Here is a 24,938-nt window from a genome sequence, read left to right on the forward strand (position 1 = left end):
CTGCAGCGGGCAGGCCTGCGTGCACGCCTGCAGCGGGCACGCTGGCCGGCCGCCTCAGGCGACGCCCTCGAACCCTGGCAGCGGATCGTAGTCCTGGTCGGGGTCGTCCTCCTCGCCGGGCTCGGCGCAGGCCGGCTCGTCCCCGCCCTCGGCGCCGTCGTCGAGCAGCCCGTCGAACGGCCCGGGGAGCGGCGCCTCCTCGTCCGCCTCGAGCAGCGCGTCCATCCCGTCCACCTCGCCGGTCTCGAGGTAGCGCTCCCAGGCCGCGGGGTGGTCGCGTGCGCAGAGCGCCGCGAGCGCGGCGATGCCGAGCCGCACGATGGGCTTCCCGTCGGTGCTGCTGCGGGGCCGCGCCCGCAGCTCGCGCGGGGCGTACACCGTGAGCTCGAGGGGCGCCACGTCGGCCACATGGTAGTGGACGTACTCGCGGATCTCGCCGCCCTTCTGGATCGTCACGCGCTCCCGGTCGAAGATCCAGCCGAGCGCGCGGACGTGCCGCTCCAGCGCCTCCTCGTCGGCCGGGAACACGTGCAGATCGACGTCGCTGCCGCGGCGGATGTGGCCGGTGGAGACCGAGCCGATGAGCCGCGGCGAGAACGGCGCGAGCGCGCGCATCGCCTCCAGCGCCACGATGCGCAGCGCGAACAGCCGGCGCGTCCGCCCGCTCCCCTCGGCGCGCTCGACGAGGAGGAGCAGCGCCTCGCGGATCTCCCCGTTGGACGGCAGATCCGCGGGCCGGCAGCGCGCCCGACGCCCCTCCACCTGGCCGAGGATCCGCTTCGCGGCCATCCGCTTGGCGGTGAAGTACTGGTCCACGCCCTCCTCGACCATGAGGCGCGCGGCCTCCACGGCGATGCGGGCGCGCAGCCCGCCGAAGCGCTCGGCGCTCATCGCGCCACCCGCGCCGCGCGCGTCACCGCGTGCGCCTGCGCCGCCGCCGCGCCGCGCGCAGTCGCCGCCGCGGCGGCGAGCGCCGGCTCCAGGGCCTGCCGCAGCCGCAGCATCGCGCCCCCGACAAGGCGGCCGCCGCGCGGCGCCCCGAACAGGCGCTTCTGCACCACCTGCTGCGCCACCCCGAGGCGGCGCGCGATCTCGCCCTGCGAGAGCCCGTCGAAGAAGTAGGCCTCGACGACCTCGCGCTGCTTCGCGGTCAGCGCGGTCTCGACCGCGGCCCGCACCGCCTCGCAGAGCCGCGCCCGGCCCGGCGGCTCGCCCTCGCCGCCCCAGAGCCGGCGCTCGTCGCCCCAGCGGTCGACGTCGTCGCAGAGGACCTCCCGGCGGGTCGCGCGGCTACGCGAGCGGCTCCTTTCGCAGATCATGGAAGGGGGCGGGCTCGCCGCCTACCGAGAGCAGGGTCCAGTCCGCGCCGTCGAGCAGGACCTCCACGGCGGCCTCCGGGCGCAGCACGGTCGCCCCGGGCGAGCGGCCGCCGAGGTCCCAGCGCCGGAGCCGCGCGAGGTCGGTGAGGGCCCGCGTGCGCCGGAGGCGGCGCTTCGTCGCGGCGGGCGCCCTCAGCAGGTGGAGGTGGTGCCGCACGAGCCAGACCACCCGCGGACAGACGAGCTCCGCGAGCGCGTCGGCCCCCTCCTCGGCGTGGTCGGCCGAGGCGAACGCCTTGCCGACGTCGTGGAGCAGCGCCGCGGCCCAGAGCCCGCGGTCCGCTGTCTCGCGGCGGGCCAGGTCGAAGACCTGGAGCGAGTGGAAGAGCGCGTCGCCCTCGGGGTGCCAGCGCGGATCCTGCGGCACGCGATCGAGCGCGAGGAGGAGATCGAGGAGTTCCTTGTGCATCACGGAGAGGGCGGTTGGGCCGCCCGCGGGCTGCGGGCGCGCGGTGCCCCTCACCCTGGGGCGCGGCCACACCCACCGGCAGGCCGCGTCACCCGGGAAAGCGGAAGACTAGCGCAGGGATCGCCCGTGCGCCTGGATCGCGGGCGCCTGGCGCCTGGATCGCGGGCGCCTGCGCCGTGGCCGCTCGAGCGCCTGCGTCGCGGGCGCGTGAGGGGTTGGAGATACGTTACGCTCGCCCCATGAACAGCTCGCCTCCTTCGCCCTCTCCTGTTGCATCCAGCCGGCGGTCCTCACGGCGCGACGGGCGGCGTCCCCTCGGCGAGGCGCTCGCGCGCGCGGCGTCCATCCTCGGCCTGTGCGCGCTGCCGATGTGCGACTCCCTCGACAACATCGACGTGGAGGTCGGCGGCACGGCGGTCGTCCCGGCGGGGACGATCATCGACGACCTCCTCGGCGTGCTCGACTTCGACGCTTTTCAGAACATCGATCTCTCGGCGGAGTTCGAGAACCAGGGTGTCACAAAGGACGACGTCGATTCGGTGCACCTCGTCGCGTTCACGCTGCGCGTCGAGAGCCCCGAGGGCGGGAGCTTCGACTTCCTGAGCTCCGCGTCGTTCTTCGTCGAGGCGGAGGGGCAGCCGCGGGTGCTCATCGCGAAGCTCGACGAGGTGCCGCGCGGCGCGCGCGAGCTGTCGATGGAGGTGATCGAGGGCGTGGATCTCAAACCCTACGTCGTGGCGCCGAGCATGACGATCACGAGCGAGGCCGGCGTGAGCGGCCGCCCCGACGAGGCGACGACCGTGGCCGCGGACGTGCTGCTCGACGTCGACGTCGCCGTCCCCGGCTGCTAGCGCGCCGCCTCGGTGCCGCGCGCATCGCTGGATTGTTGTCGTCCGCCGCGGTCCAGCGCACGAAAGGTCGCGCCACTGGACCACGGTAATCCTCGACAGCATCATCGTCCCTGCCAGCGGGAACCGTCGTGGAACGAACGCGGGATCGAGCGCGGTCGATTGCGGTAACGACACGAGGAATGACCGCGGAAGCAGCGCGAAAGGATTGCAAAAATGGCTGATTCGGCGTTCGCGCCGTTCGCTCCGAACGGCGGTCGGCGGCCGGCCCTTCCCTTGACAGGGGCCCGTCGCCGCTGTCTGCTTGCCGGTGCTGTCTTGATTTCGCATCGCCACGGGGGGCTCGGCATGCATCTCGGATCCACCATCGCGGATCGCTTCGTGATCGAGCGGCTCGCCGGGCGCGGAGGCATGGGCGAGGTCTATCGCGGCCTGGACCGGAGCACGGGGCAGCCCGTCGCGATCAAGGTCCTGCACGAGCACTGGGACGCGAGCCTCGCGCGGTTCGGCCGCGAGGCGCTGATCCTCGATCGGCTGGACCACCCGCGCATCGCGCGCCATGTGGCCGAGGGGGTCCTCCCTTCGGGCGAGCCCTACCTGGTCATGGAGTGGCTCGACGGTGAGGACCTCGCGTCGAGGCTCGCTGGAGGCCGGATGCGCGCGGAGGACAGCGTGGCGCTCGCCCTGTCCGTCGCCGAGGCGCTCGGCGCGCTGCACGAGCGCGGCATCGTCCACCGCGGCCTCAAGCCGAGCAACGTCTTCCTCGTCGGGGGGCGCGTCGATCGCATCAAGATCCTCGATCTCGGCGTCGTCCACGTCGAGGCATCGACGCGGCGCACGGCCGCGAGGACGCGGCTCGGGACGTCCGGGTACATGGCGCCCGAGCAGGCGCTGGGCGCGAAGGAGCTGGACGCGCGCGCCGACGTGTTCGCGCTCGGCTGCGTGCTCTTCGCGTGCCTGACGGGCGGGCCCCCGTTCGCGGCCGCCACCACGGCGGCCACGCTGACGAAGGTCCTGTTCGAGGCGCCCCCGCGCCTCCGCGACAGGGTGCCCGGCGCGCCGCCCGCGCTCGACGCGCTGCTCTCGCGCATGCTCTCGAAGTACCCGGGCGAGCGGCCGCGGGACGGGCACGCCGCCGCCGCCATGCTGCGGGCCATCGACGAGGAGCGCACCCCGGTCGTCGCGAGCCAAGGCGCCTCCTGACAGGGCCGCTCAGGGGCGGGGCGGCGCCTGCGGGCTCGCCGCGGCCGCGCCCTTCGGCGCCAGCGCTCCGATCTCGAAGCTCTTCGTGCCTGACGTCGGGCCGCTCGTGCTCGCCGCGCTCCTCGACCTCGACGGCGGCGTGGGCCTTACCCTCGCCAGGCTCCTTGCAGCCAGGGACATTGCCTTCCGGTGTCACGCAGAATGTCTCGCGCCGGCTCTCCGGATCTGACTCCTGAGAAACTCGGATCGACATGCACAATGACCGAGCTCGCATCAAAAGAGCAGATCTCGTGCAGTTCGCTCTGGCCATCTCACCACCAGCATGGGTATAGATGTCTGGCGGGAACGACTCGTAGTGGACGGGCTATCGCAGGTAATTCGCCGGGCGGTCCGCCATGAAGACGCACCCCCCTCGGGCCGACCGTCCCATTCGGCCCGAGGGCTCTTTTGCCGGCGCACCGGGATGACTCGACGGGGCCTCTCTCTTCTTATCTCCTTTCGCCGTGGCGGTGTTTCTTCCTCTCCTTTTGTCTCCTGGCATCCTTGGCAGTTCACCGCAGGTCGTCCGGATCGCCGCGTCCCTCGATGTCTTCTTGTCCTGGCCCGGCCCGCCGCTCATTCCCCCGCCGTCACGAGCTCGACCACATCGGCCAGGCTCGTCCCCGTGGCGTCGGCGGTCACGCCGAGCTCCTCGGCCGGCAGGCCAAGGCGGTTGACCCAGAACGTCGGGTAGCCGAACCACCGGGCGCCCGCGGCGTCCCAGCCGGCGAACGGCACGAACAGGATCTCCTCGCGCTCCAGACGGAACGCGTCGAGCGCCAGCCGGTATGCGCGGGGATCCGGCTTGTACGTCCTCGCCCGGTCGGTGCTGAGCACGTGCTCGAACAGGCCTCCCAGGCCGGCCGTCTCGATCGCGGTGTCGAGCATCCGCGGCGTGAAGTTGGACAGGAACGCGAGCCGGACGCCCGCTTCCTTGAGCGACCTCAGCGCCGGCGCGGCGTCCGGCCACGCCCGGAGATCGAGGTAGGCCCCGAGGAGCCGAGCCCGCTTCTCCTCGCCGAGGTTGATCTTCAATAGCCTCTCGGCGAACACCAGCGCATCCCCGGTCACCTGCCAGAAATCCGCGTACTCCCCCGAGGCGATCCGGAGCCACGTGTACTCGAACTGGCGGGTGCGCCAGGCCTCGCTGAGCAGGGCGCCCATGCCCGGGGAGAGCTGCTCGGCCAGCGCGGCGACCGGCCGGGGGTCGAGGACAGGAAAGGCGTCAAAGGCGACGGCCCTGATCTTCGAGCGCGCCGGCGGCGGCCGCGCCGACCCGCGCTCGGCGGCGCACGAGGCGGTCATGGCGAGCGGGGCGGAGCTCAGGAAGCCGGTTGCGGTGATCCCGGAGAGAAGGTCGAGAAACTCACGGCGACGCGAAAGCATGGTGACCTCGATCGGGTGATCCGGTGTGACGCCCTCGAAGGACGCGAGAGCGGGGGAGCGCGCCGAGCATGCATGCCCCGCCGTTGTCGCGGGATCCGCCATCGCCGTATACTCGCCATGCATCCTCGCATGACGCGGCGCGCTCTCCGGCAGCGGCGCCCCGCGCGCCGGAGCCATGCTCGACTGGGACGACCTGCGCTATTTCCTCGCCGTCGCGCGGCACGGCAACCTCTCCGCCGCCGCGCGCGCGCTGAAGGTCACGCAGCCGACCGTGGGGCGCCGCATCGACGCGTTCGAGCGGCGCCTCGGGGCAAAGCTCTTTCTGCGCTCGCCGTCCGGATTCGCGCTCTCGGCCGCGGGCGAGAGCATGCTCGGGCACGCCGTGCGCATGGAGCAGGACGCCCTCGCCGCCGAGCTCGCCGCCTCCGGACGCGACGCGGGCCTGAGAGGCCACCTGCGCGTCACCGCGTCCGAGTGGCTCGCCGTCCGCGTCCTCGGGCCGCTGCTCGTCCCGTTCGTCGCGCGCCACCCCGCCATCTCCGTCGACCTCATCGCGGACGCGCGCTGGCTGAGCCTCCCGCGGCGGGAGGCGGACATCGCCCTCCGCCCCGCGGCGTTCGAGCACAACGAGGTGTTCCAGCGCGAGATCGCGCGGATCGGGTTCGGCCTCTACGCGTCGGAGACCTACCTCGCCGAGCGCGGCACGCCGGACTTCGAGGCGCAGTGCGAGGGCCACGCGCTCGTCACGATGAGCGACGATCCGCCGGCCGTCGCCGACCTGCCGTGGCTCCGCGCCGTCGCCGGAAAGGCCCGCGTCGCCGCCCGCACCAACGGCCGCGAGGCCCAGGCGACGATGGGCGCCGCCGGCGTCGGGCTCGTCTGTCTGCCGCGCTACCTGGGCGACGCGACGCCGGGCCTGCGCCTCCTCTCGCCGCCCTCGCCGCCGCCCGAGCGCGCGCTGTGGCTCGGGGTGCACCGGGATGCGCGCGCCGTGCCGCGCGTGAAGGCGCTCATCGCGTTCGTCGTCGACGCGCTCGCCCCGCTGCGGCGCGCCCTGCGGCCCGAGCCGCCCCCGGGGCCCGTCAGGTGACGAGCGCCCGGGCTACGGGACGCCGCTGATCTGACACGCCCGGTGGTCCTGGAAGGGCTCCGTGCAGACCTCCTTGAACGGCGTGTCGCACGCGGACTCGCTGGAGCTCAGGCACTCGAACAGCGGATCGATCCACCGCGCGATCTGCGCGCAGGACGACATCGACGAGATCTGGATGCCGACGCTCAAGCAGTCGAAGTACGGCGCCGTCAGCGCGTTGCAGGGGCGCGGCACGGTGAGCAGGGCCGCGCAGGCGTCGCGGCAGCCGTTCGCCGGGCACGCGCGGTCGAACAGCGCGCAGAAGGCGCCGCACGAGGCCATCTGCGCCTCGACCGGATCCACGCCGCCGGCGCTCGACGACTGCGGGCCCGCGCCCGCGGTCGTCGGCCCCGCGCCCGTCGTCGGCTGCTGTGGGCCCGCGCCCGCCGTCGCGCCGGCGCCCCCGGACCCCTCGTCGCCCCCGGAGGGCCCGTCGACGACGACGTTCCCGCCACACGCGCCCGCCCCCGCGAGCGCGAGCGCGAGCGCGACGATCGATGCGAGGCCCGCCGCAAGCAGCGTCGTTCTCATGCCCGGCGATACTACACCGGAGCGGGTGGGGCAGGGGAGCCGGCCGCGGCGCGCGGCCGGCCGATCACTCGACGGCCTGCGCCTGCTCGATCGCGTCCTCGCGGCGCTCGCGGCGGTTGCACGCGAGCACCTTCTTGCGGACGCGCACCGCGTCGGGCGTGACCTCGACGAGCTCGTCGCCGTCGATCCACTCCATCGCCGTCTCGATCGTGAGCAGCCGCGGGCTGGCCAGGAGGACGTTCTCGTCCTTGCCGTGGTTGCGCACGTTCGACAGCTTCTTCTCCTTGATCACGTTGACGTCGGTGTCGTTCGGCCGGTTGTGCTCGCCGATGATCATCCCCTCGTAGACCTCGACGCCGGGGACGATGAAGAACATGCCGCGGGGCTGGAGGTGGTGCAGCGCGTACGGGGTCGCCACGCCGGCGCGGTCGGCGACGATGGCCCCGGTCGGGCGGCGCATCATCGGGCCGCCCCAGGGCGCCCAGCCGTCGAACATCGTGTTGAGCAGGCCCGTGCCGCGCGTCGCCGTCAGGAACTCGCCGCGGAAGCCGATGAGCCCGCGCGAGGGCACCCGGAACTCGAGGCGCGCGCGCCCGAAGCCGGGGTTCGTCATCTTCACCATGCGGCCGCGGCGGGTGCTGAGCCGCTCGGTCACGATGCCCACGTAGGTGTCCGGCACGTCGATGACGACGAGCTCGATCGGCTCCATCACCTCGCCGTTGATCTCGCGCGTCACCACCTCGGGGTTCGATAGCTGCATCTCGTACCCCTCGCGCCGCATCGTCTCGACGAGGATCGCGAGCTGGAGCTCGCCGCGGCCGAGCACGACGAACGTGTCCGGCACTTCGGTCGGCTCCACCCGGATGGCGAGGTTCTTCATCGCCTCGCGCTCGAGCCGCTCCTTCAGGTGGCGGCTCGTGAGGTACTTCGACTGCTTGCTCTTGCCCGCGAACGTCGACGTGTTCACGCCGATCTTCATCTTGATCGTCGGCTCCTCGACGACGATCCGCGGCAGCGCCTCGGGCTGCCCCAGGTCGGCGATGGTGTCGCCGATCGTGACCGAATCGAGCCCCGCGATCGCGATCACCTCGCCCACGCTGGCGCTCTCGACCGGGACCCGCTTCAGCCCCTCGTAGGCGTAGAGCATCTTCACGTAGCCGCGCGACTGCCCGCCCTCGGCGAGGAGCGCGACGTCGGTGCCGGACCGGGCCGTGCCTCGGACCACGCGGCCGACGGCGAGCCGGCCCACGTAGTCGTCGTGCGTCGTGTTGCAGACGATGACCTGGAGGGGCCCGTCGGGGTCGCCCGACGGGCCGGGGACGCGCTCGAGGATGGTCTCGAAGAGCGGCTCTAAGTCGGTGGCCTCGTGCTCGAGCTCGCGCTTCGCCTGGCCGAGCTTCGCGACGGCGTAGAGCGTCGCGAAGTCCTGCTGCGGATCGCTCGCCTCGAGGTCGCAGAAGAGGTCGAACACCTCGGAGAGCACCTCGTGGGCGCGCGCGTCGCTGCGGTCGATCTTGTTGATGACCACGATGACCGGGAAGCCGCGCTGGAGGCACTTCGAGAGCACGAAGCGCGTCTGCGGCAGCGGGCCCTCGGCGGCGTCGACGAGGAGCAGCGCCCCGTCGGCCATCATCAGCGTGCGCTCGACCTCGCCGCCGAAGTCGGAGTGGCCGGGCGTGTCGACGATGTTGATCTTGACCCCGCGGTACCGGATGCTGGTGTTCTTCGCGAGGATGGTGATGCCGCGCTCCCGCTCGAGGTCGTTCGAGTCCATGACCCGCTCGGCCACGACCTCGTTCTCTCGGAAGGCGCCCGACTGGCGGAGCATGTGATCGACGAGCGTCGTCTTCCCGTGGTCGACGTGGGCGACGATGGCGATGTTGCGGAGATCATTACGGGGCATATACGGCGGCGGCCGTGTAGCACGCGACCCACGGAGGAGCGAGCCCATCCTCGCCAGAGCCCGAACGTCCGGCCGGCGTGGTGAACGCGGCGCGCGGCGCGAAGGCGAATCACGCCAGGCGCCAGGTTGCGCGGTGAGCGGGCGGAGTGAGCGGGAGCATTGACAGCCGGAGCGGCGCCGACCTAGGTTGCGCGGCGTGCTGGTGCCCGGGTCCTTGCCCGGGCTGAATAGGGAACCCGGTGAAAATCCGGGGCTGCCCCGCAGCGGTAAGCGAGAACGACCTCCACGACGAGCACTGGCCCGACGAGGGCTGGGAAGCGGTGGACAGTAGGGAGTCGGCCCCGGCCGAGACGCTCGCGAGCCCGAAGACCTGCCAGCGCCCGGCGGTGGGGAGACATCCGGCGTCGGCTTGACCTGGGAGCCTCGAGGGAGGCGGTAGGTCCGAGCCGCCGCAGCCGTTCGCGCGCGTCCCGGAGTCCGACCCGCCCCCCGCGCGGCCTCCCGATCGCCCGCGGGGGCGAGAGGTCGGTCCGGCGCAGCGCGCGACGGATGCGCCTCTCTCCTCGCGGTGCCCTGCGCGAGCGGCCCGACGCCGCCCTGCGCGATGCAAGCGAAGGAGGACGCGCATGCGGCGCGCGACGATCACGAGGCGAAACGGACATCGGCTTTCACGCGACGGGCTCGCGGCACTCTCCATCTCGCTCGCCATCGCGCCGCTCGCGCGCGCCGAGCTCGCGCGGGCCGAGGGCGAGGCCCCCGAGGCGCCCGCGGGCGCGTCGACCGAGGGCAGCGCTGGGGCGTCGACCGAGGGCAGCGCTGGGGCGTCGACCGAGGGCAGCGCGGGGGCGCCCGCCGGCGCCGACGCCCCGCTCGAGGTCACCGTGCAGGCGGAGAAGCCGGGGAGCGAGGCCGCCTCGCGCGTGTCCGTCGGGCACCGCGAGCTCGAGCTACGGCCGAGGCTCCGGGCGGGCGACATCGTCGAGGCGGTCCCCGGGCTCTTCGCCGTGCAGCACGCCGGCGGCGGCAAGGCGAACCAGTACTTCCTCCGCGGGTTCGACGCGGACCACGGGACCGACGTCGCCTTCTCCGTCGACGGTGTCCCGGTCAACATGGTCAGCCACGGGCACGGGCACGGGTTCACCGACCTCTACTTCGTGATCCCGGAGCTCGTGACCGGGCTCGACGGCACCAAGGGCCCTTACTACGCGAGCCTGGGCGATTTCGGCACCGCGGGCGCCGTCGACCTCCGCTTCGCCGAGAAGCTCGACGAGAGCCTCGCGCAGCTCAGCCTGGGGCAGTACGGGATCCAGCGCGGGCTCGTGATCGCCTCGCCGGAGCTCGGCGACGCCTGGCGCGCGGTGGCCGCCGCGGAGGTCTACCGGAACGACGGGCCCTTCCTGAACCCGGAGCGCCTCGAGCGCTTCAACGTGTTCCTGAGGGCGACGCACGACATCGGCGCCGCAGGGAAGATCCAGATGACGTGGATGTCCTATGGATCGACCTGGTACGGCTCCGGCCAGATCCCCGCGCGCGCCGTGTGCGGCGAAGGCGAGCCGGGCCAACCGAGCCCGCCGCCGCCCGCGCCGGGACAGCCGCCGTGCATCGATCACTTCGGCGCGGTCGACCCGACCGAGGGCGGGGCGACGGAGCGGCACATGGCCTCGCTCGCGTACTCGACGGCGTGGCGGGACGCCGACCTGAGCGCGATGGCGTACCTCGTCCGCTACCGCTTCACGCTGTACTCGAACTTCACCTTCTTCAGCGAGGACCCCGTCCACGGCGACCAGATCGAGCAGAACGACGACCGCGTCGTCGGCGGCGCCGATTTCCGGCTGCGCCGGCGCTTCGAGCACCGCGGGGTGAAGCTCACGACGTCGCTCGGCGCGCAGATCCGCGCCGACGCGATCGACAAGTCGCTCCACCACGACGTGGCGCGCGAGCGCATCGAGGAGCGGGGCAGGGCGCACGTGGACGAGGGCCAGATCGGCGTGTACGTCGAGGAGGACGCCCGGCTCCGTCGCTGGCTCCGCTTCGTGGCGGGGCTGCGCGGGCAGTGGATCGACGTCAACGTGGAGGACCGGCGCGAGGACCTCGGCGCGACAGGGAGCCGGTCGAGCGGCTTCCGGGGGCAGATGCAGCTCTTCCCGAAGCTCACGGCGATCGTGTCGCCGGTCGAGGGCCTCGATCTGTTCGCGCACTACGGGCGGGGCTTCCACTCGAACGACGCCCAGGGCGCGGTGCTGGGGCAGGGCGGGGCGACGCTCATCACCCCCGCGACGGGCTACGAGGTCGGCGCGAGGGCCACGCCGCTCCGCGGGCTGACGCTGAGCGCGGCGGGGTTCCTCCTCGATCTCGACTCCGAGCTGGTCTGGAGCGGCGACGCGGGCGCGACCGAGCCGTCGGGGCAGACGCGGCGCTACGGCCTCGAGGTCGGCGCGCGCTACCGGCTCGGGAGCTGGCTCTTCGCCGACGTCGACGCGACGTTCACCCGCGCGCGGTTCCGCGCGAACGCGGGCAACGGCAGCGCGGTGGCCCTCGCGCCGACCCGCACGCTGACCGCGGGCGTCGGCGTCCGCCCGACGGTCGGCGCGTTCACGCCGTTCGCCGCGCTCCGGGTCAAGGCGATCGGCGCGCGGCCCGCGACCGAGGACGAGTCGCTGACCGCCGAGGGGTTCACGGTCGTCGACGCCAACGCCGGGCTCCGGTGGAGGGACGTCGAGGTGGCCGTGGACGTCCAGAACCTCCTCGACACGACCTGGCGCGAGGTCCAGTTCGCGAGCGAGTCGCGCCTGCCGCACGAGCCGGCCGCCGTCACCGGGATCCACTACTCGCCGGGGTGGCCCTTCACGGCGATCGGGCGGGCGACGCTGTACTGGCGGTGAGGGGGACGCTGCGCTCGGGTCCGCGTGGCCGAGCGCGCGACGTGGCGTGCGCGAGGGGGACGCGCCCATGACGTTGGTGGAAGCGGCGGCGGAAGTAGCCAGGCTCGCGACGCGTGGTGCGCGCGTGTACCGTTCGCGCAGCCATGCCGACGCCCCGCGACGTCTTGCTGCTGCTTCCCCGGTCTGCGCTCGCTGCCTTGGCCGATCGCTTCGGGGTCGACCTGCCCGACCGGCGGAAGAAGGCGGCGATCGTCGACGCGATGCTCTCGGCGCCGGGGCTGCAGCTCGATGAGCTGCTGCGCGGTTTCCGCCTCGATGAGCTGAAGGAGCTTTGCCGTGCGCTCGGCCTCGACGCGCGCGGACGTGACAAGGCCCTCCTCGTCGCGCGTCTGCTCGACGATCGCTCGCCTCGGAGCGCGGCGCGTGGCGCTCTGGGGACACAGAGGGGTTCAGCGTCCAGGGGTGGCTCGGGGAGCGCAGCGCGAGACGGTCGGCTGACGAAAGAAGAGATCGTGGGCCGCCTGCTCGAGGCAGACAAACTCCTCCGGCACGCGCTCGGTCCGAGCGGGCAGCATCGGATGACGATCGCCGTCCTGCTCCTACTGAAGCGTCTGAACGACGCGGATCCCTCCACGCTCAACATCGCGGTGCCTGCCCGGGCGCGATGGGCGACGGTGGAAGCGAGCCTTCCGGCGGTCGACCTGGCGCTCAACCGGGCCTGTGCAGCGCTCGAGGAGAGCAATCCGCCTCTTGAAGGCGTGCTCTCCTGGCTTGACTTCACGGACGAGCGACGTCTCGGGGATCGCACGGAGCGCCTTCGCCTCCTGCACGAGCTCCTCCGGCTCCTCTCGGGAATGTCGCTTCGAGACGGAGATCTGGCCACGCCCGACACGCTGGGGCGTGCCTTCCAGGTGTTCCTCGAGGAGGTGGACCTCCGGGACGCCAAGCGCGCCGGTGGGCCCCACCCCACGAGCGCGGTCGCGGAGCTGATGGCGGAGCTGCTCGCCCCGTCCGAGGGAATGCGCATCTACGACCCGGCGTGTGGCTACGGCACCTTGCTGGTCGCATGCGCGACATACGTCGCGCGCCGTGGCGGAGACGGGCGAAGCCTCTCGCTCCGCGGTCAGGAGAAGAGCGTCGAAGCCTGGACGCTCGCCAGGATCAACGTGCTCCTGGCCGGTCTGCCGGACGCACAGATCGACAGGGGCGATGCGCTTCGCGATCCGCGCACCTCCGTGGACGGTCATCTTGTGTCTTACGACCGCGTCCTCTGCGTTCCGCCGGTCGGCCTTACATGGTGGGGGCATGACGTGGCGGAGCGCGACCGCCATGCGCGTTTTCGGTACGGTGTTCCCTCTGGAAATCGAAGCGAATTCGCGTACTTGCAGCATATGATCGCTAGCCTCGGCCCTGCGGGGGTGCTGGCGATGCTGGCGCCCGGCGGCGTGCTGTTTCGCGGAGGAACCGAGGGCGAAATCCGCAAGAGAATGCTGCAGGACGACCTCTTCGACGCGGTGATCGGGCTCCCTGCCAACCTGCTCCACGCGACGAGGGGCCCCGCCGCGCTCCTCGTGCTGAGCCGCCACAGGCCGGCGTCGAGGAAGCGGAAGGTGCTCTTCATCGATGCATCGCGAGGGTTCCAGGAGGAGCGCAGGAGGAACCGGCTCGGGCCCGAGGATGTGACGAAGATCGCGACGACCTTCCGGTCGGCCAGCGACATTGCCGGGTATGCGCGCCTCGTCGATGTCGACGAGATCGCGGCGAACGGGTTCAGCCTGGCAGTGCGCCGGTACGTCGACGTCGACGCGCCGCCGATCGACCAAGGGCCGGTGCAGATGTGGCGCCGCGTCGAGCTCAGGAACTACCGCAGCATCGCGGAGGCTAGCGTCGATCTGGCCCCCTTCACGGTGCTCGTCGGCCCGAACGGCAGCGGCAAGTCCAACTTCGCAGACGCCATCGTATTCGCGCGCGACGTCGCGACGGACGCCGCGACCGCGGTCGAGAGGCGCGGCGGCATCGCCGGCATCAGGCGCTGGCAGCCGGCGGACGAGGATGACCGAACCGAGGTGCACGTGGACATTCGCGCCGCAACGTCGCGCGAAGCCCTCGAGACGGACTACCTGCGTCACCGGTTCACGATCCGGGCCGCAGGCGACGGATCCTGGGCGTTTCACAACGAGATCATCGAGCTCTTCGTCCGAGGCGCCCCGGTGCTCTCGGTCGAGCGGACGCCCGAGGGGCTGGAAGTGGAGACTGAACCGGAGAAGCGTGTGATCTCGAGCGGGAGCGCCCCCCCGCTGAGCGAGACCGCGAGCGCCATGGTGTTCGCGCGCCAGCTTGCCGACTTCACCAGGGCCACAGCGCTCCGGAACGTCACGCGGATCCGGCTCGACGCCGAGGCCATGCGAAAGCCGCAGGTCGCGACCGAGAACACGCGCCTGGACGAGTCGGGAAGCAACATCGCCGTGGCGCTCCGGAGCCTCGACGCCGAAGGACAGGCGCGCGTCCTGGCCGCCATGCAGCGGATCGTCCCGGACCTCTTGCGCATCGCCGTGGAGGCGTTCGATCGATTCCTGCTCCTCAAGTTCGAGCAGCGCCAGCCTGGAGGGCACGTGGCGCGGTTCTCGGCGAGCGAGATGTCCGAAGGCGCCCTGCGCGCGCTCGGGATCCTCGTCGCTGCCCAGCAGATGACCGGGGACGAGCTCCTGATCATCGAGGAGCCCGAGGTCGCGATCCACGTCGGAGCCGCCCAGCTCCTCTTCGACGTGCTCAAGGACGCGTCGACGAGGGGATCTCTGCTCATCACCACGCACAGCGCCGATCTGCTCGACGCCGCGCGCGAGGAGGAGATCCTTGTCTGCTCGTACCGCGACGGCGTGACGCAGATAGGTCCGCTCTCCTCGGCGCAGCGCGACGTGGTTCGACAAGGGCTGTTCTCTGTCGCCGAGCTGATGCGCTCCGAGCCGCTGCGGATCGAGGGGGAAGAACCCGCGAGCGTCCAGCTCTGAGCCCGATGAAGCGACTCGTCTGCATCGTCGAGGGCAAGGGCGAGGTCGCCGCGATCCCGAACCCCTGCATGCGGATCCTCCGCCAGCACCTCCTCGATACGGCGTGGATCGTCGATCAGGATCCGATCAGGCACCCTCGCGGCAAGCTGGTCGACGAGACGGTCCGAGGTCCGCTGCGCCGCTGTCACGCCGACGGACTGCGCCGCGCCGTGCTGCTCGCGCGGCAGACGTGGAGGGCCGACGCGGTGCTTGTCCTGTGCGATGCGGACGACGATTGCCCGGCAACGTGGGGCCCGGATGCAGCGCGCGCCATTCAGGTGCTCATGCCTGGCGATGCCGTGATGGCGGTCCGCGAGTACGAGACGTGGTTGCTCCTCAATTTCGCGGAGGATGAGCTGCGGCGGGTTGGAGCCCCCACGCCGGAGAGCGAGCGCGGCGCCAAGGAAGTGCTGAGGCGGCTCGTCCCGGGCTACCTGCCGACGACGCACCAGCTGAGCGAGACCCGGAGGCTCGACATTGCCCTCGTCCGCAAGCGATCCGACAGCCTCGACAAACTTGTCCGGGCGCTCGCAACGATCTCGGGCATGCCCCTTCCGGGACGCTGACACGGTCGCGCTGTCCTCCCTCCCCCGAGGGCATCCCGCGAGCCGCCGCACGAACTCGCGCTGTAAGCTCCGGCCGGGCGCCGCCGTTCCGAGGAAGCGCGCCCCGGCTTCCCCGCCGAGGCGCCGCCACGGAGGGCTTCCATGCTGTTCCGCGTCCGCGCATCGCTCGCCCGTCACGCTCCGCGGAGGCGCCAGGCGCCCGCCGCGCTCCTCCTCGCGCTCGCGGTCGCCGCCCTCCTCGCCGTCACCGGCTGCGGGCCGCGCCTCGTGCCGTTCACGCACGAGCTCCGGGTGCAGCACGGCCTCACCGACCGAGACGTGAAGAACCTCCAGTTCTACGTCTCGCACGAGGTCGCGCTGCGCCGCGAGCTCACGGCCGATCGCTCGGAGATCACGAGCAGCCACAAGCTCCTGCTCGTCTCGGGGAAGGTCATCGAGGAGGTCGTCGTCGAGGAGCGCACGCCCGGCGTCGTCGTCGACGCGCGCGCGGGCGTCCTCGCAGTGAGCTTCGAGCCCGGCGCGTCGCTCGCGTTCTCCGCCGCCCCCGAGCCCGAGCCCCCCGCGCCGGCGTTCCTCGGCTTCGCGACCCCGCCCGAGCCGTTCCCCGGCAACGCCGCGCCGCTCCTCGCAGGCCCGAGCCCGGCGGGCGAGGGGGGCAGCTTCGGCGGCAACTACTGGCTCGCGGCCCGCCCCGGCGGCGAGGTCCGGTACCAGGGCAAGGTGTTCACCGCGATCGAGGGCAGCCTGCGCGCGCACCTCCTGATCGACGCGGACGCGCTCGAGGAGGTGGTGGAGAGCCGAAAGGTTCTCCCCGGCGTGCGCCTCTCCGGCCGGTGACGCGTCACGTCGCGCGCAGGTGGTGCTTGATCGCCTCCACGAGCCAGTCCCACTCCGGCGCCCGCCCCGCCGCGGCGGCCTCGCCCTTCATGATCGCGACGAGCTCCCAGTAGCGCGACGCGCGCGGGTCGTGCGTGCTGAACCGGTCGAGCAGCGACGCGCGGAACGCCGCGTCGGCCGGCTTGCCGGACGCCGCGGCGAGCCCCGAGACGAAGCCCTCGACGACCGGCGCCGCCTCGGCGGACGACGGCGCGACGCCGCGCTCGCTGGCGTCGCGCGCGGCGCGCGCGGCCTCCTGGTTCGCCCGCTGGTAGGCCACCAGATCGAAGCCCCCGCTCCACGTGTCCGCGGCCGCCGCGCGCATGTTCTCGACGAACGTCGGGTCCGACAGGATCCCGGCGAGCTCTATCCACGCGTCGAGCTGCGCGGGCGTGGGCTCGTCCGGCAGCTTCGGCGCGCTCGCCTCGATCATCCCGCGCAGCCACTGTTGGTCGATGGGGATCCCGTCCGACACGCGCTCGAAGAAGCGCTCGATGGTGGCTCTCCTCTCCTCGTTCGATAGCTGGGTCACGGCGCACAACCTCCTGATGTCCTGCTCGGTGGGCTCCGAGCGCAGCGCGGCGCGGAGCGCGGCGGCCACCTGCTGCAAGGCCCTGATCTGCGCTTCGACCGCGGTGAGCCGCAGCCGGAGCGCGCCGCCCAGCGACACGTCGCGGCGGAGCACCGCCCGGATCGTCTGCAGACCGAGCCCTGCCTCGCGCAGCGTGCGGATCAGATCGATCCGCACGACGTCCTGCTCGGCGTAGAGCCGATAGCCGCTCCGCGACCGCTCGGACGGCGGGAGGAGCCCCTCGTCCGAGTAGAAGCGCAGCGTCTTCACCGGAACTCCCGTCCGCCTCGACAGCGCGCCGATGGTGAGCCGCTCCCTTGCCACGCCGCCACCCTGAGGTCTCCAGCCGCTGGAGAGTCAATCCGACGCGCGCGATCTTCCTCCGGCCGCGCCGGCGCCGCCAGCGCCGCGCGCCGCCAGCGCCGCGTGACCCGCGCGCGCCGTGCAGCTCGCGCGCCGTTGCGAAGCCGCGGCCGCTGGGCTTCCATGGCGCCCGCCCGTGCCGTCGCCCCCGCTCTCCCTGCTCCGCACGCCGCGCGCCCGCGCGGAGCTCGTCGCGAACGGCTGGGAGCTGTTCTCCGCCCTCCTGTTCCTCTCGGCGGTCGTCCCCGCGGCCCTCACAACGCCGTGGCCGGCGATCCTCCTCCTTGCCTCGATGGCCCTGTCGGCCGCGCTCTCCGGCGCCCTCGTCCGGCGCGGCGACCGCGGCTTCGCCATCGCGGCGGCGATCCGGACCCTCTCGTGGCCGCTCGCCGTCCTGCCGCTCGCCGGCCGCGGCGCCCCCGCCGCGCCCCCCTCGTGGCCCAGCCCGCTCGGGATCGGCCACGCCACCCCGCCCGCGTGGCTCGGCCTCCTCGTCACGGCGGTCGCCTTCGGCGTCATGGCCGGCGGCATGCGCCGCGCCATCTACCGCGCCCTGCTCCGCGCCGACGCCGCGGACGGCGGCGCCTCCGAGGCCGCCTCCGCGCGCGCCCTCGCCGCCGCGCTCCGGCCGCGGCTCGCCGAGTCGGCGACGGCCGCCGGCATCGTCGGCGGCCACGTCATGCTGCTCTTCGCCGTCGCGTTCCTCCGCACCCAGAGCCAGGTCGTGTTCCAGGCGTGGTTCGAGGTCGTCCCCCTGCTCGCGCTCTCCGGCACCCTCGGCTTCACCCTCGCCGTGCGCCCCGCCACGCGCGCGATCGTCGCCGCCCTCGAGGCCGGCCCGTCCGGCGACCGCGCCCTGCTCGCCCGCGGCCTCGCCCGCGCCGAGCGGCTCCCCGACGTGCTCGCCTACCTCAACTTCGCGCTGTGGCTCGCGTGCACCGCGATCGGCATCGCCTACGTGCGCCCCGGCGCCACCGCCGCCTTCACCCTCGCCGACGGGCTCATGCAGCTCGGCTTCGGCGCGCTCTTCGGCTTCGGCGTCTCGTTCTACCAGCGCGCGTGGCACAAGGACTCCGTCGCGCGGGCCGTCGACCTGCTGCGCGCGTGGACGGGCGCGCAGCAGGTCGACGGCCCGCTGCGCGGCGCGCCGCCCATGCCCCTCCGGCGGCGCATGCTCCGCGACTTCGGGCTGCCGCTCCTGTTCACGGGGCTCCTCTCGCTCTTCTCGTCGATCGGCCTCTACCGCGCGCTCGCGACCGGCTCGACCTTCAACGAGGACTTCAACGCCGTCACCGCGCTCTTCGCCTCGTTCTCCCTGCTCGTGCTCGCCGCCCTCGGCGTCGTCGCGCGGGCCGCGCGCGAGCTCTCCCGGCCCATGGCGCAGCTCGCCCGCGCCGCCGACGAGGTCGCCCGCGGCGAGCTCGACGCGGTGGTGCCGGAGCTGTCCGGGCCGCGGGAGGTCGTGGGCCTCGGCGAGAGCGTCGAGCGCATGCGCCAGGCGCTGTCCCGCACCATCGCGGAGCTCGAGCGCGAGCGCGCCGGCCTCGAGGAGAACGTCGCCGCGCGCACCGCGGAGCTCACGCGCGCGCTCACCGAGCTCCGGCGGACGCAGGCCGCGCTCATCCAGGGCGAGCGGCTCGCGTCCATCGGCGAGCTCGTCGCCGGCGTCGCGCACGAGATCTATAACCCCCTGAACGCCATCGCCGGCGCCGCCCAGCCGATCGAGGAGCGGGCCGCCGAGCTCCGCGCCGTCCTCGACGCCTACCGGGCGGCCGAGCCCGAGCTCCCGGAGGAGCGCCGCCGCGCGCTCCAGGCGTTGCGCGAGCGGCTCCAGGCCGACGCCGCCCTCGACGACCTCGTCGGCATCTCGAACGTCGTCCACCGCGCGGTCGAGCGCAGCGTCCGCATCGTCACCAACCTCAAGAGCTTCTCGCGCGTCTCGGGCGAACCGCTCCCCGTCGACCTGCACGCCGGGCTCGAGGAGACGCTGCTGCTGCTCGGCCCGCGGCTCCGCCAGGCGCGCATCGCGGTGATCCGGCGCTACGGCGACCTGCCGCCGGTCACCTGCCGGAGCGGCGAGATCAACCAGGTGTTCATGAACCTCCTCGTCAACGCCATCCAGGCGCTGGAGGAGGCCGGCGCCGCCTCGTCGACGCCGCCCGGCGCGCCGGCGATCTGCGTCGAGACCTGGATCGACGAGGACATGGCGGCCGTCGCCATTACCGACAGCGGCCCCGGCGTGCCGCTCGACCTGGCGCAGCGCATCTTCGATCCGTTCTTCACGACAAAGCCGCGAGGGCACGGGACGGGCCTCGGGCTCTCGATCTCGACGGACATCGTCCGACGGCACGGCGGCACCCTCGCCCTCGCGCCGGCGCTGTCGCCCTCGCCGCCGCCCGTCGACGATGACGACGACGATGGCGGCGGCGAGCGGCGCGCTGGCCGGCGCGAGCTGGCCGGGGCGCGCTTCGTCTGTCGCCTGCCCCTCGATGCTCGCCCGTCCGGCATCCGCCCGCAAGCGGACGCGCCCCCGGCCGCGCACCCCCCCGCGGACGCTTGAGGAAGCGCGCAAGCGGCGCCGATCTCCCACCCCGACCCCTCCGCGGAGCGCGCCCGAGATTCATCTCCACCCGGGCCGCGGGCCCGTAGACCAGCTGTTTCAAACCGGATACCTTCAGCGAGCGATCCGACCACCGCACAGCGCAATAAGGCCCCTGAGACACGCGAAACGCACTTCGGGGAGCGCTGAGGAGAAACGAAGGCACCATGGAGCGCGCGATTCAGCGACCGGCAGGTCCCAAGGCTTCGAGCACCGATCCGTTGATCGGGAAGGTCGTGGCCGGCCGGTACCGGCTCGAGGCACGGCTTGGCGAAGGCGGCATGGGCGTCGTTTACCGCGCCCGTCACGTGCTGATCGACCGGGTCGTCGCCCTGAAGCTCATCCGGCCCGATCTCCGCGGAGAGACCCACCTCCGCGCGTGGATGCTGCGCGAGGCGCGCGCCGCAAACCGCGTTGATCACGCCCACATCATCGATATCCACGACATCGGCGAGACCGAGGAGGGCGAGCTCTACCTCGTCATGGAGTACCTCGTCGGCACGCCGCTCTCGGCGGAGCTCGCGCGCGGCCCGATGCCGATCGCGCGGTCGGTGGACATCCTCGAGCAGATGTGCGCCGCGCTCGCGCGCGCCCACGACCTCGGCGTCGTGCACCGCGACCTGAAGAGCGACAACATCCTGCTCACGCACCGCGGCGGCCGGAAGGATTTCGTCAAGATCCTCGACTTCGGCCTCGCCGCCATCGCGCGCGACCCGCGCCTCGCCCCGAAGGGCGCGGTCTTCGGGACGCCCGAGTACATGTCGCCCGAGCAGGCCCGCGGCGAGGAGGCGACGGCGCAGTCGGACCTCTACGCGCTCGGCGTGCTCTTCTTCGAGATGCTGACGGGGCAGCTCCCGTTCCGCGCGAACGACCGCGACACGCTCCTCGAGATGCAGCGCACCCACGCGCCGCCGCGCCCCCGCTCGATCCGCCCCGACGCGCACGCGCAGGGCGAGGCGATCGTGCTGCGCCTGCTCGAGAAGGACATCCGCAAGCGCTACCGCGACGCCCACCACCTCCAGGAGGAGCTGAAGGCGCTCCAGCGCGGGCTCCCCGCCCACGCGTGGGAGGTCGAGGGGGGCGACGGCGTGCCCGTCCCGCCGCCGCCGCCGCCGCCGCAGAGCGCTGGTGTCATCGAGTGGGCGAGCCGCGCGGCCCTCTTCTCGCGCATGGTCTCGCGCGCCTACCCGTCCGGCCAGGTGCCGCAGGAGGTCCAGAACGGCCTCGCGCAGGCCTGGGATCTCGCCGCGCGCGCCAACAAGCTCGAGGGCGAGGTCGCGAGCCTCACCCGCAAGCTCGAAGCGCTCGAGCGCCGCGGCCGCGCGCTGCGCGCCGAGATCGGCCGCAAGGTCGAGGAGCTCGCGCACGAGGAGTCGCGCGTGATGCGCGAGGCGATGGCCGACGGCGAGGACGTCGAGAAGGTCCGCGTCGAGCTCGCCTCCGCCGAGAAGCTCGCGCTGTCCGCGCGCCAGCTCGCCGACGCGGCCGTGCGCCAGGGCAACCACGACCCGCTCGTCTACGAGCGCGCGGGCGCGGCCGCGGCGACCGCGCAGGCGAAGCGCGAGCAGCTCGGGCGCTACGAGCACAAGAAGAACGCGCGCGAGGCGAACGCGCGCGACCTCCGCCGCCAGATCGACGAGCTCCGCGCGCAGCTCGCCCGCTACGCCGAGGCGCTCGAGGAGGACCTCGCGCAGGGGCGCGAGCGCGTCGCGGCGCGCACGCGCGAGGGGCTCGCGTACGAGAAGTCGTTCAGCGAGGCGTCGAACCTGCTGCTGAGCCACCTCCGGAACAAGCCGGAGTGTCGGGATCTCGTGGCGGAGCTCCTCACGTCCCACGCGAGCCCCAACGCCGACTCGGGCTCCGATCAGCGGCTGTCGGGCTCGGACCGGCGGATGAACGCGACCGAGCGCAACTGATCGCGACCGAGCGCGTCTGAACGCCCTGGACGCACAAACACGACAATTCGTCAAGGAGCGCGGTAATTCGCGCTCCAGCGCGGACTCGGGCTCCGATCAGCGGCTGTCTGGTTCGGACCGGCGGATGAGCGCGACCGCGCGCAACGGAACGCGACCGCGCTCAACGGAACGCGATCAAGCGCGTCTGAACGCCCTGGACGAACGAAATACGACAATTCGTCAAGGAGCGCGGTAATGCGCGCTTCAACGGGGAATCAGGCTCCGATCAGCGGCTGTCTGGCTCGGATTGGCAGATGAACCCGATCGAGCGCAATGGAACGCGACCAGGCGCAACTGGGTGCGACCGAGCGCGTCCAAACGCCCTGGACGCACAGAATGCGATGGTTCGTGTAAGGAGCGCCGTAATGCGCGCTCCTCTCTGCCTCCTCCCATCGCGACACGAACCTACGCAATCTCCCTAAGCGTTCTCCTGACACACCCGCGCTGATAGGGACTCTCGTCGTGCGCGCGCCTCGCACCCTCTCGACGGCGTCTGCCACACATGGTACCTACGGCGCGCCTCGGCGGTCACACGGTAGAGGCGCGCTCGGCAGAGCCGAGCAATCCGACACCACCGGTCGCTGGGGGGCGAGGCTGTGCTGAAGCGTCGGCGTTAGAGCAAGAACCCAGCCGGCAGCACGCCGGTTCTCCTTTCCCTTTACGCAGGCGGCCAACCCCTCGGAACCACGAAGCAGCGGGCGGCGACGGCGCCTCCCTCTGCATCGGCATTTGCGATGGAGGCACACCGTCCATGAACGTCATCCGGTCTCAAAAGGCCTGGCTTTCTCCGCTGCTGGCCGGGCTCGCTGCGCTCGCCCTTCTGCTCAGCGGCGGGCTCGCCAGCGCCAGTGAATCCGATCTGGTCCTCCCCGATCTAGGCACCCAGTCGTTCGGCGGCGTCGACGGCCGCACGCTTCTCCTGGGCGGCATCGTCGTCTGCGCGCTCGGGTTCGTGTTCGGGATCGTCATCTTCTCGCAGCTCAACAAGCTCCCCGTCCACCGCTCGATGCGGGAGATCTCGGAGCTCATCTACGAGACCTGCAAGACGTACCTCGTCACGCAATTCAAGTTCATCCTGATCCTCGAGGTCCTGATCGGCGCGGTCATGGTCCTCTACTTCGGCGTGCTGCGCCACATGGAGGCCACGAAGGTCGTGGTCATCCTGCTGAGCAGCCTGGTCGGCATCGCCGGCAGCTGCGGCGTCGCCTGGTTCGGCATGCGCATCAACACCTTCGCGAACTCGCGCGCCGCGTTCGCGAGCCTCAAGGGCAAGCCGTTCCCGACCTACGCCATCCCGCTCAAGGCCGGGATGAGCATCGGCGCGGTCCTCATCAGCACCGAGCTCATGCTCATGCTGATGATCCTGCTCTTCATCCCCGGCGACTACGCCGGCCCGACCTTCATCGGCTTCGCCATCGGCGAGTCGCTCGGCGCCTCCGCGCTCCGCATCGCGGGCGGCATCTTCACGAAGATCGCCGACATCGGCTCCGACCTCATGAAGATCGTCTTCAACATCAAGGAAGACGACGCGCGCAACCCGGGCGTCATCGCCGACTGTACGGGCGACAACGCCGGCGACTCGGTCGGCCCGAGCGCCGACGGCTTCGAGACCTACGGCGTGACCGGCGTCGCGCTCATCTCGTTCATCCTCCTCGCCGTCCCTGACGCGGGCGTCCAGGTCCAGCTCCTCGTCTGGATCTTCGTGATGCGCATCGTGATGGTCCTCGCGAGCATCGGCTCGTACCTCCTCAACGAGGCGATCGCGAAGGCGTCCTACGCGAACGCCGACAAGATGAACTTCGAGGCCCCGCTGACGCGCCTCGTCTGGCTGACCTCGATCGTGTCCGTCGCGCTCACCTACGCCGTCTCGGCGTTCATGATCCCGGATCTCGGGGGCGACCCGTCGCTCTGGTGGAAGCTGTCGTCGATCATCACGTGCGGCACCCTGGCGGGCGCGATCATCCCGGAGATGATCAAGATCTTCACCTCGACCGAGTCGCGCCACGTGCGCGAGGTCGTGACCGCGTCGCGCGAGGGCGGCGCCTCGCTGAACGTGCTGTCGGGCCTGACCGCCGGCAACTTCAGCGCGTACTGGATGGGCCTCGTCCTCGTCGTGCTGATGGGCGTCTCGTACCTCATCTCGGCCCAGGGCCTCGAGAGCCTGATGATGGCCGAGAGCGTCTTCGCCTTCGGCCTCGTGGCGTTCGGCTTCCTCGGCATGGGCCCGGTGACCATCGCGGTCGACTCGTACGGCCCGGTGACGGACAACGCGCAGTCGGTTTACGAGCTCTCGCTCATCGAGAACGTGCCCAACATCGAGGCCGAGCTGAAGAAGGACTTCGGCTTCACCCCGAATTTCGACAAGGCCAAGCATTACCTCGAGGAGAACGACGGCGCGGGCAACACCTTCAAGGCGACGGCCAAGCCGGTGCTCATCGGGACGGCGGTCGTCGGCGCGACGACCCTCATCTTCTCGATCATCGTCGTGCTCACGAGGGGGCTGACGGCCAACGTGGACAGGCTCTCGCTGCTCCACCCGCCGTTCCTGCTCGGCCTGGTGACCGGCGGCGCGGTGATCTACTGGTTCACCGGCGCGTCCACCCAGGCGGTCTCGACGGGGGCTTATCGCGCTGTCGAGTTCATCAGGGCGAACATCCGCCTCGAGGGGGTGGAGAAGGCCTCGATCACCGACAGCAAGAAGGTCGTCGAGATCTGCACGCAATACGCGCAGCGGGGGATGTTCAACATCTTCCTCGGCGTCTTCTTCTCGACGCTCGCGTTCGCCTGCCTCGAGCCGTTCTTCTTCATCGGCTATCTCATCAGCATCGCGCTCTTCGGGCTCTACCAGGCGATCTTCATGGCGAACGCCGGCGGCGCCTGGGATAACGCGAAGAAGCTCGTCGAGGTGGAGCTGAAGGAGAAGGGCACGCCGCTCCACGCGGCCACGGTCGTCGGCGACACCGTGGGCGACCCCTTCAAGGACACCTCGTCTGTCGCGATGAACCCGATCATCAAGTTCACGACCCTGTTCGGTCTCCTCGCGGTCGAGCTGGCGATCGAGATCGACCGCACGACGAGCATTGTGCTCGCGGCCGTGTTCTTCGTTCTCTCGACGGTGTTCGTTTACCGCTCCTTCTACGGGATGCGCATCAAGTCGGGCGAGAGGGCGCCCGCCGCGGCCGGCGCCCGCGTCACGGCCTGACCCGGCCGTCCCTGTCCCTCCCGACCCCGCCTTCGTCCCTCTCCCCAGCG

General features: G+C 71.9%; 17 protein-coding genes and 1 riboswitch. Of the genes, 10 read left to right on the top strand and 7 right to left on the bottom strand.

Annotated elements, in window-relative coordinates:
• Positions 1–54 precede the first annotated feature (54 nt).
• From WMF24_RS05000 to WMF24_RS05010, 3 genes are read right to left on the bottom strand one after another with little or no spacing between them, the layout of a single operon-like run.
• Complete coding sequence (locus WMF24_RS05000) at positions 55–891, bottom strand: nucleotide-binding enzyme (protein ID WP_437735193.1); 837 nt, start codon at positions 889–891, stop codon at positions 55–57.
• On the bottom strand, positions 888–1,319 hold the full coding sequence (locus WMF24_RS05005) for a sigma factor-like helix-turn-helix DNA-binding protein (protein WP_437735194.1): 432 nt from the start codon (positions 1,317–1,319) through the stop codon (positions 888–890). Before WMF24_RS05005 ends, WMF24_RS05000 begins: the two co-directional genes overlap by 4 nt.
• Positions 1,291–1,788 carry an HD domain-containing protein gene (locus WMF24_RS05010; RefSeq protein ID WP_437735195.1) on the bottom strand — a complete coding sequence of 166 codons (498 nt, stop codon included), beginning with the start codon at positions 1,786–1,788 and terminating at the stop codon, positions 1,291–1,293. Before WMF24_RS05010 ends, WMF24_RS05005 begins: the two co-directional genes overlap by 29 nt.
• A gap of 239 nt (positions 1,789–2,027) precedes the next feature.
• Here WMF24_RS05010 and WMF24_RS05015 point away from each other — a divergent pair, with 239 nt between their 5' ends.
• Together WMF24_RS05015 and WMF24_RS05020 are read left to right on the top strand one after the other, a co-directional pair.
• The gene (locus WMF24_RS05015) at positions 2,028–2,639 is read left to right on the top strand and encodes a hypothetical protein (protein WP_437735196.1); all 612 of its coding nucleotides are present in this window, start codon (positions 2,028–2,030) and stop codon (positions 2,637–2,639) included.
• Between the two features lie 345 nt (positions 2,640–2,984).
• The gene (locus tag WMF24_RS05020; RefSeq protein WP_437735197.1) at positions 2,985–3,839 is read left to right on the top strand and encodes a serine/threonine-protein kinase; all 855 of its coding nucleotides are present in this window, start codon (positions 2,985–2,987) and stop codon (positions 3,837–3,839) included.
• 615 nt (positions 3,840–4,454) lie between these two features.
• Here the strand turns inward: WMF24_RS05020 and WMF24_RS05025 are convergent.
• Positions 4,455–5,264 (bottom strand): haloacid dehalogenase type II, encoded by an 810-nt coding sequence (locus WMF24_RS05025; protein WP_437735198.1) that lies wholly within the window; start codon positions 5,262–5,264, stop codon positions 4,455–4,457.
• Positions 5,265–5,439: 175 nt separating this feature from the next.
• Here WMF24_RS05025 and WMF24_RS05030 point away from each other — a divergent pair, with 175 nt between their 5' ends.
• The gene (locus tag WMF24_RS05030; RefSeq protein WP_437735199.1) at positions 5,440–6,354 is read left to right on the top strand and encodes a LysR family transcriptional regulator; all 915 of its coding nucleotides are present in this window, start codon (positions 5,440–5,442) and stop codon (positions 6,352–6,354) included.
• A gap of 12 nt (positions 6,355–6,366) precedes the next feature.
• Here WMF24_RS05030 and WMF24_RS05035 read toward each other — a convergent pair whose 3' ends face one another.
• Positions 6,367–6,924: a hypothetical protein gene (locus WMF24_RS05035; protein WP_437735200.1), complete on the bottom strand. Its 558-nt coding sequence runs from the start codon at positions 6,922–6,924 to the stop codon at positions 6,367–6,369.
• A 64-nt stretch (positions 6,925–6,988) separates the two neighbouring features.
• Positions 6,989–8,875 (bottom strand): translational GTPase TypA, encoded by a 1,887-nt coding sequence (gene typA, locus WMF24_RS05040; protein WP_437735201.1) that lies wholly within the window; start codon positions 8,873–8,875, stop codon positions 6,989–6,991.
• Between the two features lie 135 nt (positions 8,876–9,010).
• Positions 9,011–9,219: riboswitch (cobalamin riboswitch) on the top strand.
• Between the two features lie 234 nt (positions 9,220–9,453).
• Between typA and WMF24_RS05045 the strand changes: the two genes are divergently transcribed.
• The 4 genes from WMF24_RS05045 to WMF24_RS05060 all read left to right on the top strand — a co-directional run bounded on the left by WMF24_RS05045 (position 9,454) and on the right by WMF24_RS05060 (position 16,159).
• Positions 9,454–11,709, top strand: coding sequence for a TonB-dependent receptor (locus WMF24_RS05045; RefSeq protein ID WP_437735202.1), 2,256 nt, complete (start codon positions 9,454–9,456; stop codon positions 11,707–11,709).
• A 197-nt stretch (positions 11,710–11,906) separates the two neighbouring features.
• On the top strand, positions 11,907–14,717 hold the full coding sequence (locus WMF24_RS05050; protein ID WP_437735203.1) for an N-6 DNA methylase: 2,811 nt from the start codon (positions 11,907–11,909) through the stop codon (positions 14,715–14,717).
• A 68-nt stretch (positions 14,718–14,785) separates the two neighbouring features.
• Entirely contained in the window at positions 14,786–15,322 is a 537-nt protein-coding gene (locus WMF24_RS05055; protein WP_437735204.1) for a hypothetical protein, read from the top strand.
• Between the two features lie 141 nt (positions 15,323–15,463).
• Entirely contained in the window at positions 15,464–16,159 is a 696-nt protein-coding gene (locus WMF24_RS05060; RefSeq protein WP_437735205.1) for a DNA-directed RNA polymerase, read from the top strand.
• Between the two features lie 4 nt (positions 16,160–16,163).
• On the opposite strand, the gene WMF24_RS05065 is transcribed toward WMF24_RS05060, so the two are convergent.
• Positions 16,164–17,093: a MerR family transcriptional regulator gene (locus tag WMF24_RS05065; protein ID WP_437735206.1), complete on the bottom strand. Its 930-nt coding sequence runs from the start codon at positions 17,091–17,093 to the stop codon at positions 16,164–16,166.
• 175 nt (positions 17,094–17,268) lie between these two features.
• Here WMF24_RS05065 and WMF24_RS05070 point away from each other — a divergent pair, with 175 nt between their 5' ends.
• The 3 genes from WMF24_RS05070 to WMF24_RS05080 all read left to right on the top strand — a co-directional run bounded on the left by WMF24_RS05070 (position 17,269) and on the right by WMF24_RS05080 (position 24,888).
• Positions 17,269–19,692, top strand: a complete 2,424-nt coding sequence (locus WMF24_RS05070; RefSeq protein WP_437735207.1) for an ATP-binding protein — start codon at positions 17,269–17,271, stop codon at positions 19,690–19,692.
• A gap of 206 nt (positions 19,693–19,898) precedes the next feature.
• Positions 19,899–21,647 carry a protein kinase domain-containing protein gene (locus WMF24_RS05075; protein WP_437735208.1) on the top strand — a complete coding sequence of 583 codons (1,749 nt, stop codon included), beginning with the start codon at positions 19,899–19,901 and terminating at the stop codon, positions 21,645–21,647.
• Positions 21,648–22,437: 790 nt separating this feature from the next.
• On the top strand, positions 22,438–24,888 hold the full coding sequence (locus WMF24_RS05080) for a sodium-translocating pyrophosphatase (RefSeq protein WP_437735209.1): 2,451 nt from the start codon (positions 22,438–22,440) through the stop codon (positions 24,886–24,888).
• Positions 24,889–24,938: the final 50 nt, after the last annotated feature.

The sequence above is a fragment of the Sorangium sp. So ce1335 genome (assembly GCF_051521615.1).
In the GTDB taxonomy this organism is placed as follows: Bacteria; Myxococcota_A; Polyangia; order Polyangiales; family Polyangiaceae; genus Sorangium.

What these genes read in the sequence shown, in the direction of transcription:
- WMF24_RS05000 (WP_437735193.1), bottom strand. Translation starts at nt 891, where the DNA reads ATGAGCGCCGAGCGCTTCGGCGGGCTGCGCGCCCGCATCGCCGTGGAG.
- WMF24_RS05005 (WP_437735194.1), bottom strand. Translation starts at nt 1,319, where the DNA reads ATGATCTGCGAAAGGAGCCGCTCGCGTAGCCGCGCGACCCGCCGGGAG.
- WMF24_RS05010 (WP_437735195.1), bottom strand. Translation starts at nt 1,788, where the DNA reads ATGCACAAGGAACTCCTCGATCTCCTCCTCGCGCTCGATCGCGTGCCG.
- WMF24_RS05015 (WP_437735196.1), top strand. Translation starts at nt 2,028, where the DNA reads ATGAACAGCTCGCCTCCTTCGCCCTCTCCTGTTGCATCCAGCCGGCGG.
- WMF24_RS05020 (WP_437735197.1), top strand. Translation starts at nt 2,985, where the DNA reads ATGCATCTCGGATCCACCATCGCGGATCGCTTCGTGATCGAGCGGCTC.
- WMF24_RS05025 (WP_437735198.1), bottom strand. Translation starts at nt 5,264, where the DNA reads ATGCTTTCGCGTCGCCGTGAGTTTCTCGACCTTCTCTCCGGGATCACC.
- WMF24_RS05030 (WP_437735199.1), top strand. Translation starts at nt 5,440, where the DNA reads ATGCTCGACTGGGACGACCTGCGCTATTTCCTCGCCGTCGCGCGGCAC.
- WMF24_RS05035 (WP_437735200.1), bottom strand. Translation starts at nt 6,924, where the DNA reads ATGAGAACGACGCTGCTTGCGGCGGGCCTCGCATCGATCGTCGCGCTC.
- typA (WP_437735201.1), bottom strand. Translation starts at nt 8,875, where the DNA reads ATGGGCTCGCTCCTCCGTGGGTCGCGTGCTACACGGCCGCCGCCGTAT.
- WMF24_RS05045 (WP_437735202.1), top strand. Translation starts at nt 9,454, where the DNA reads ATGCGGCGCGCGACGATCACGAGGCGAAACGGACATCGGCTTTCACGC.
- WMF24_RS05055 (WP_437735204.1), top strand. Translation starts at nt 14,786, where the DNA reads ATGCGGATCCTCCGCCAGCACCTCCTCGATACGGCGTGGATCGTCGAT.
- WMF24_RS05060 (WP_437735205.1), top strand. Translation starts at nt 15,464, where the DNA reads ATGCTGTTCCGCGTCCGCGCATCGCTCGCCCGTCACGCTCCGCGGAGG.
- WMF24_RS05075 (WP_437735208.1), top strand. Translation starts at nt 19,899, where the DNA reads ATGGAGCGCGCGATTCAGCGACCGGCAGGTCCCAAGGCTTCGAGCACC.
- WMF24_RS05080 (WP_437735209.1), top strand. Translation starts at nt 22,438, where the DNA reads ATGAACGTCATCCGGTCTCAAAAGGCCTGGCTTTCTCCGCTGCTGGCC.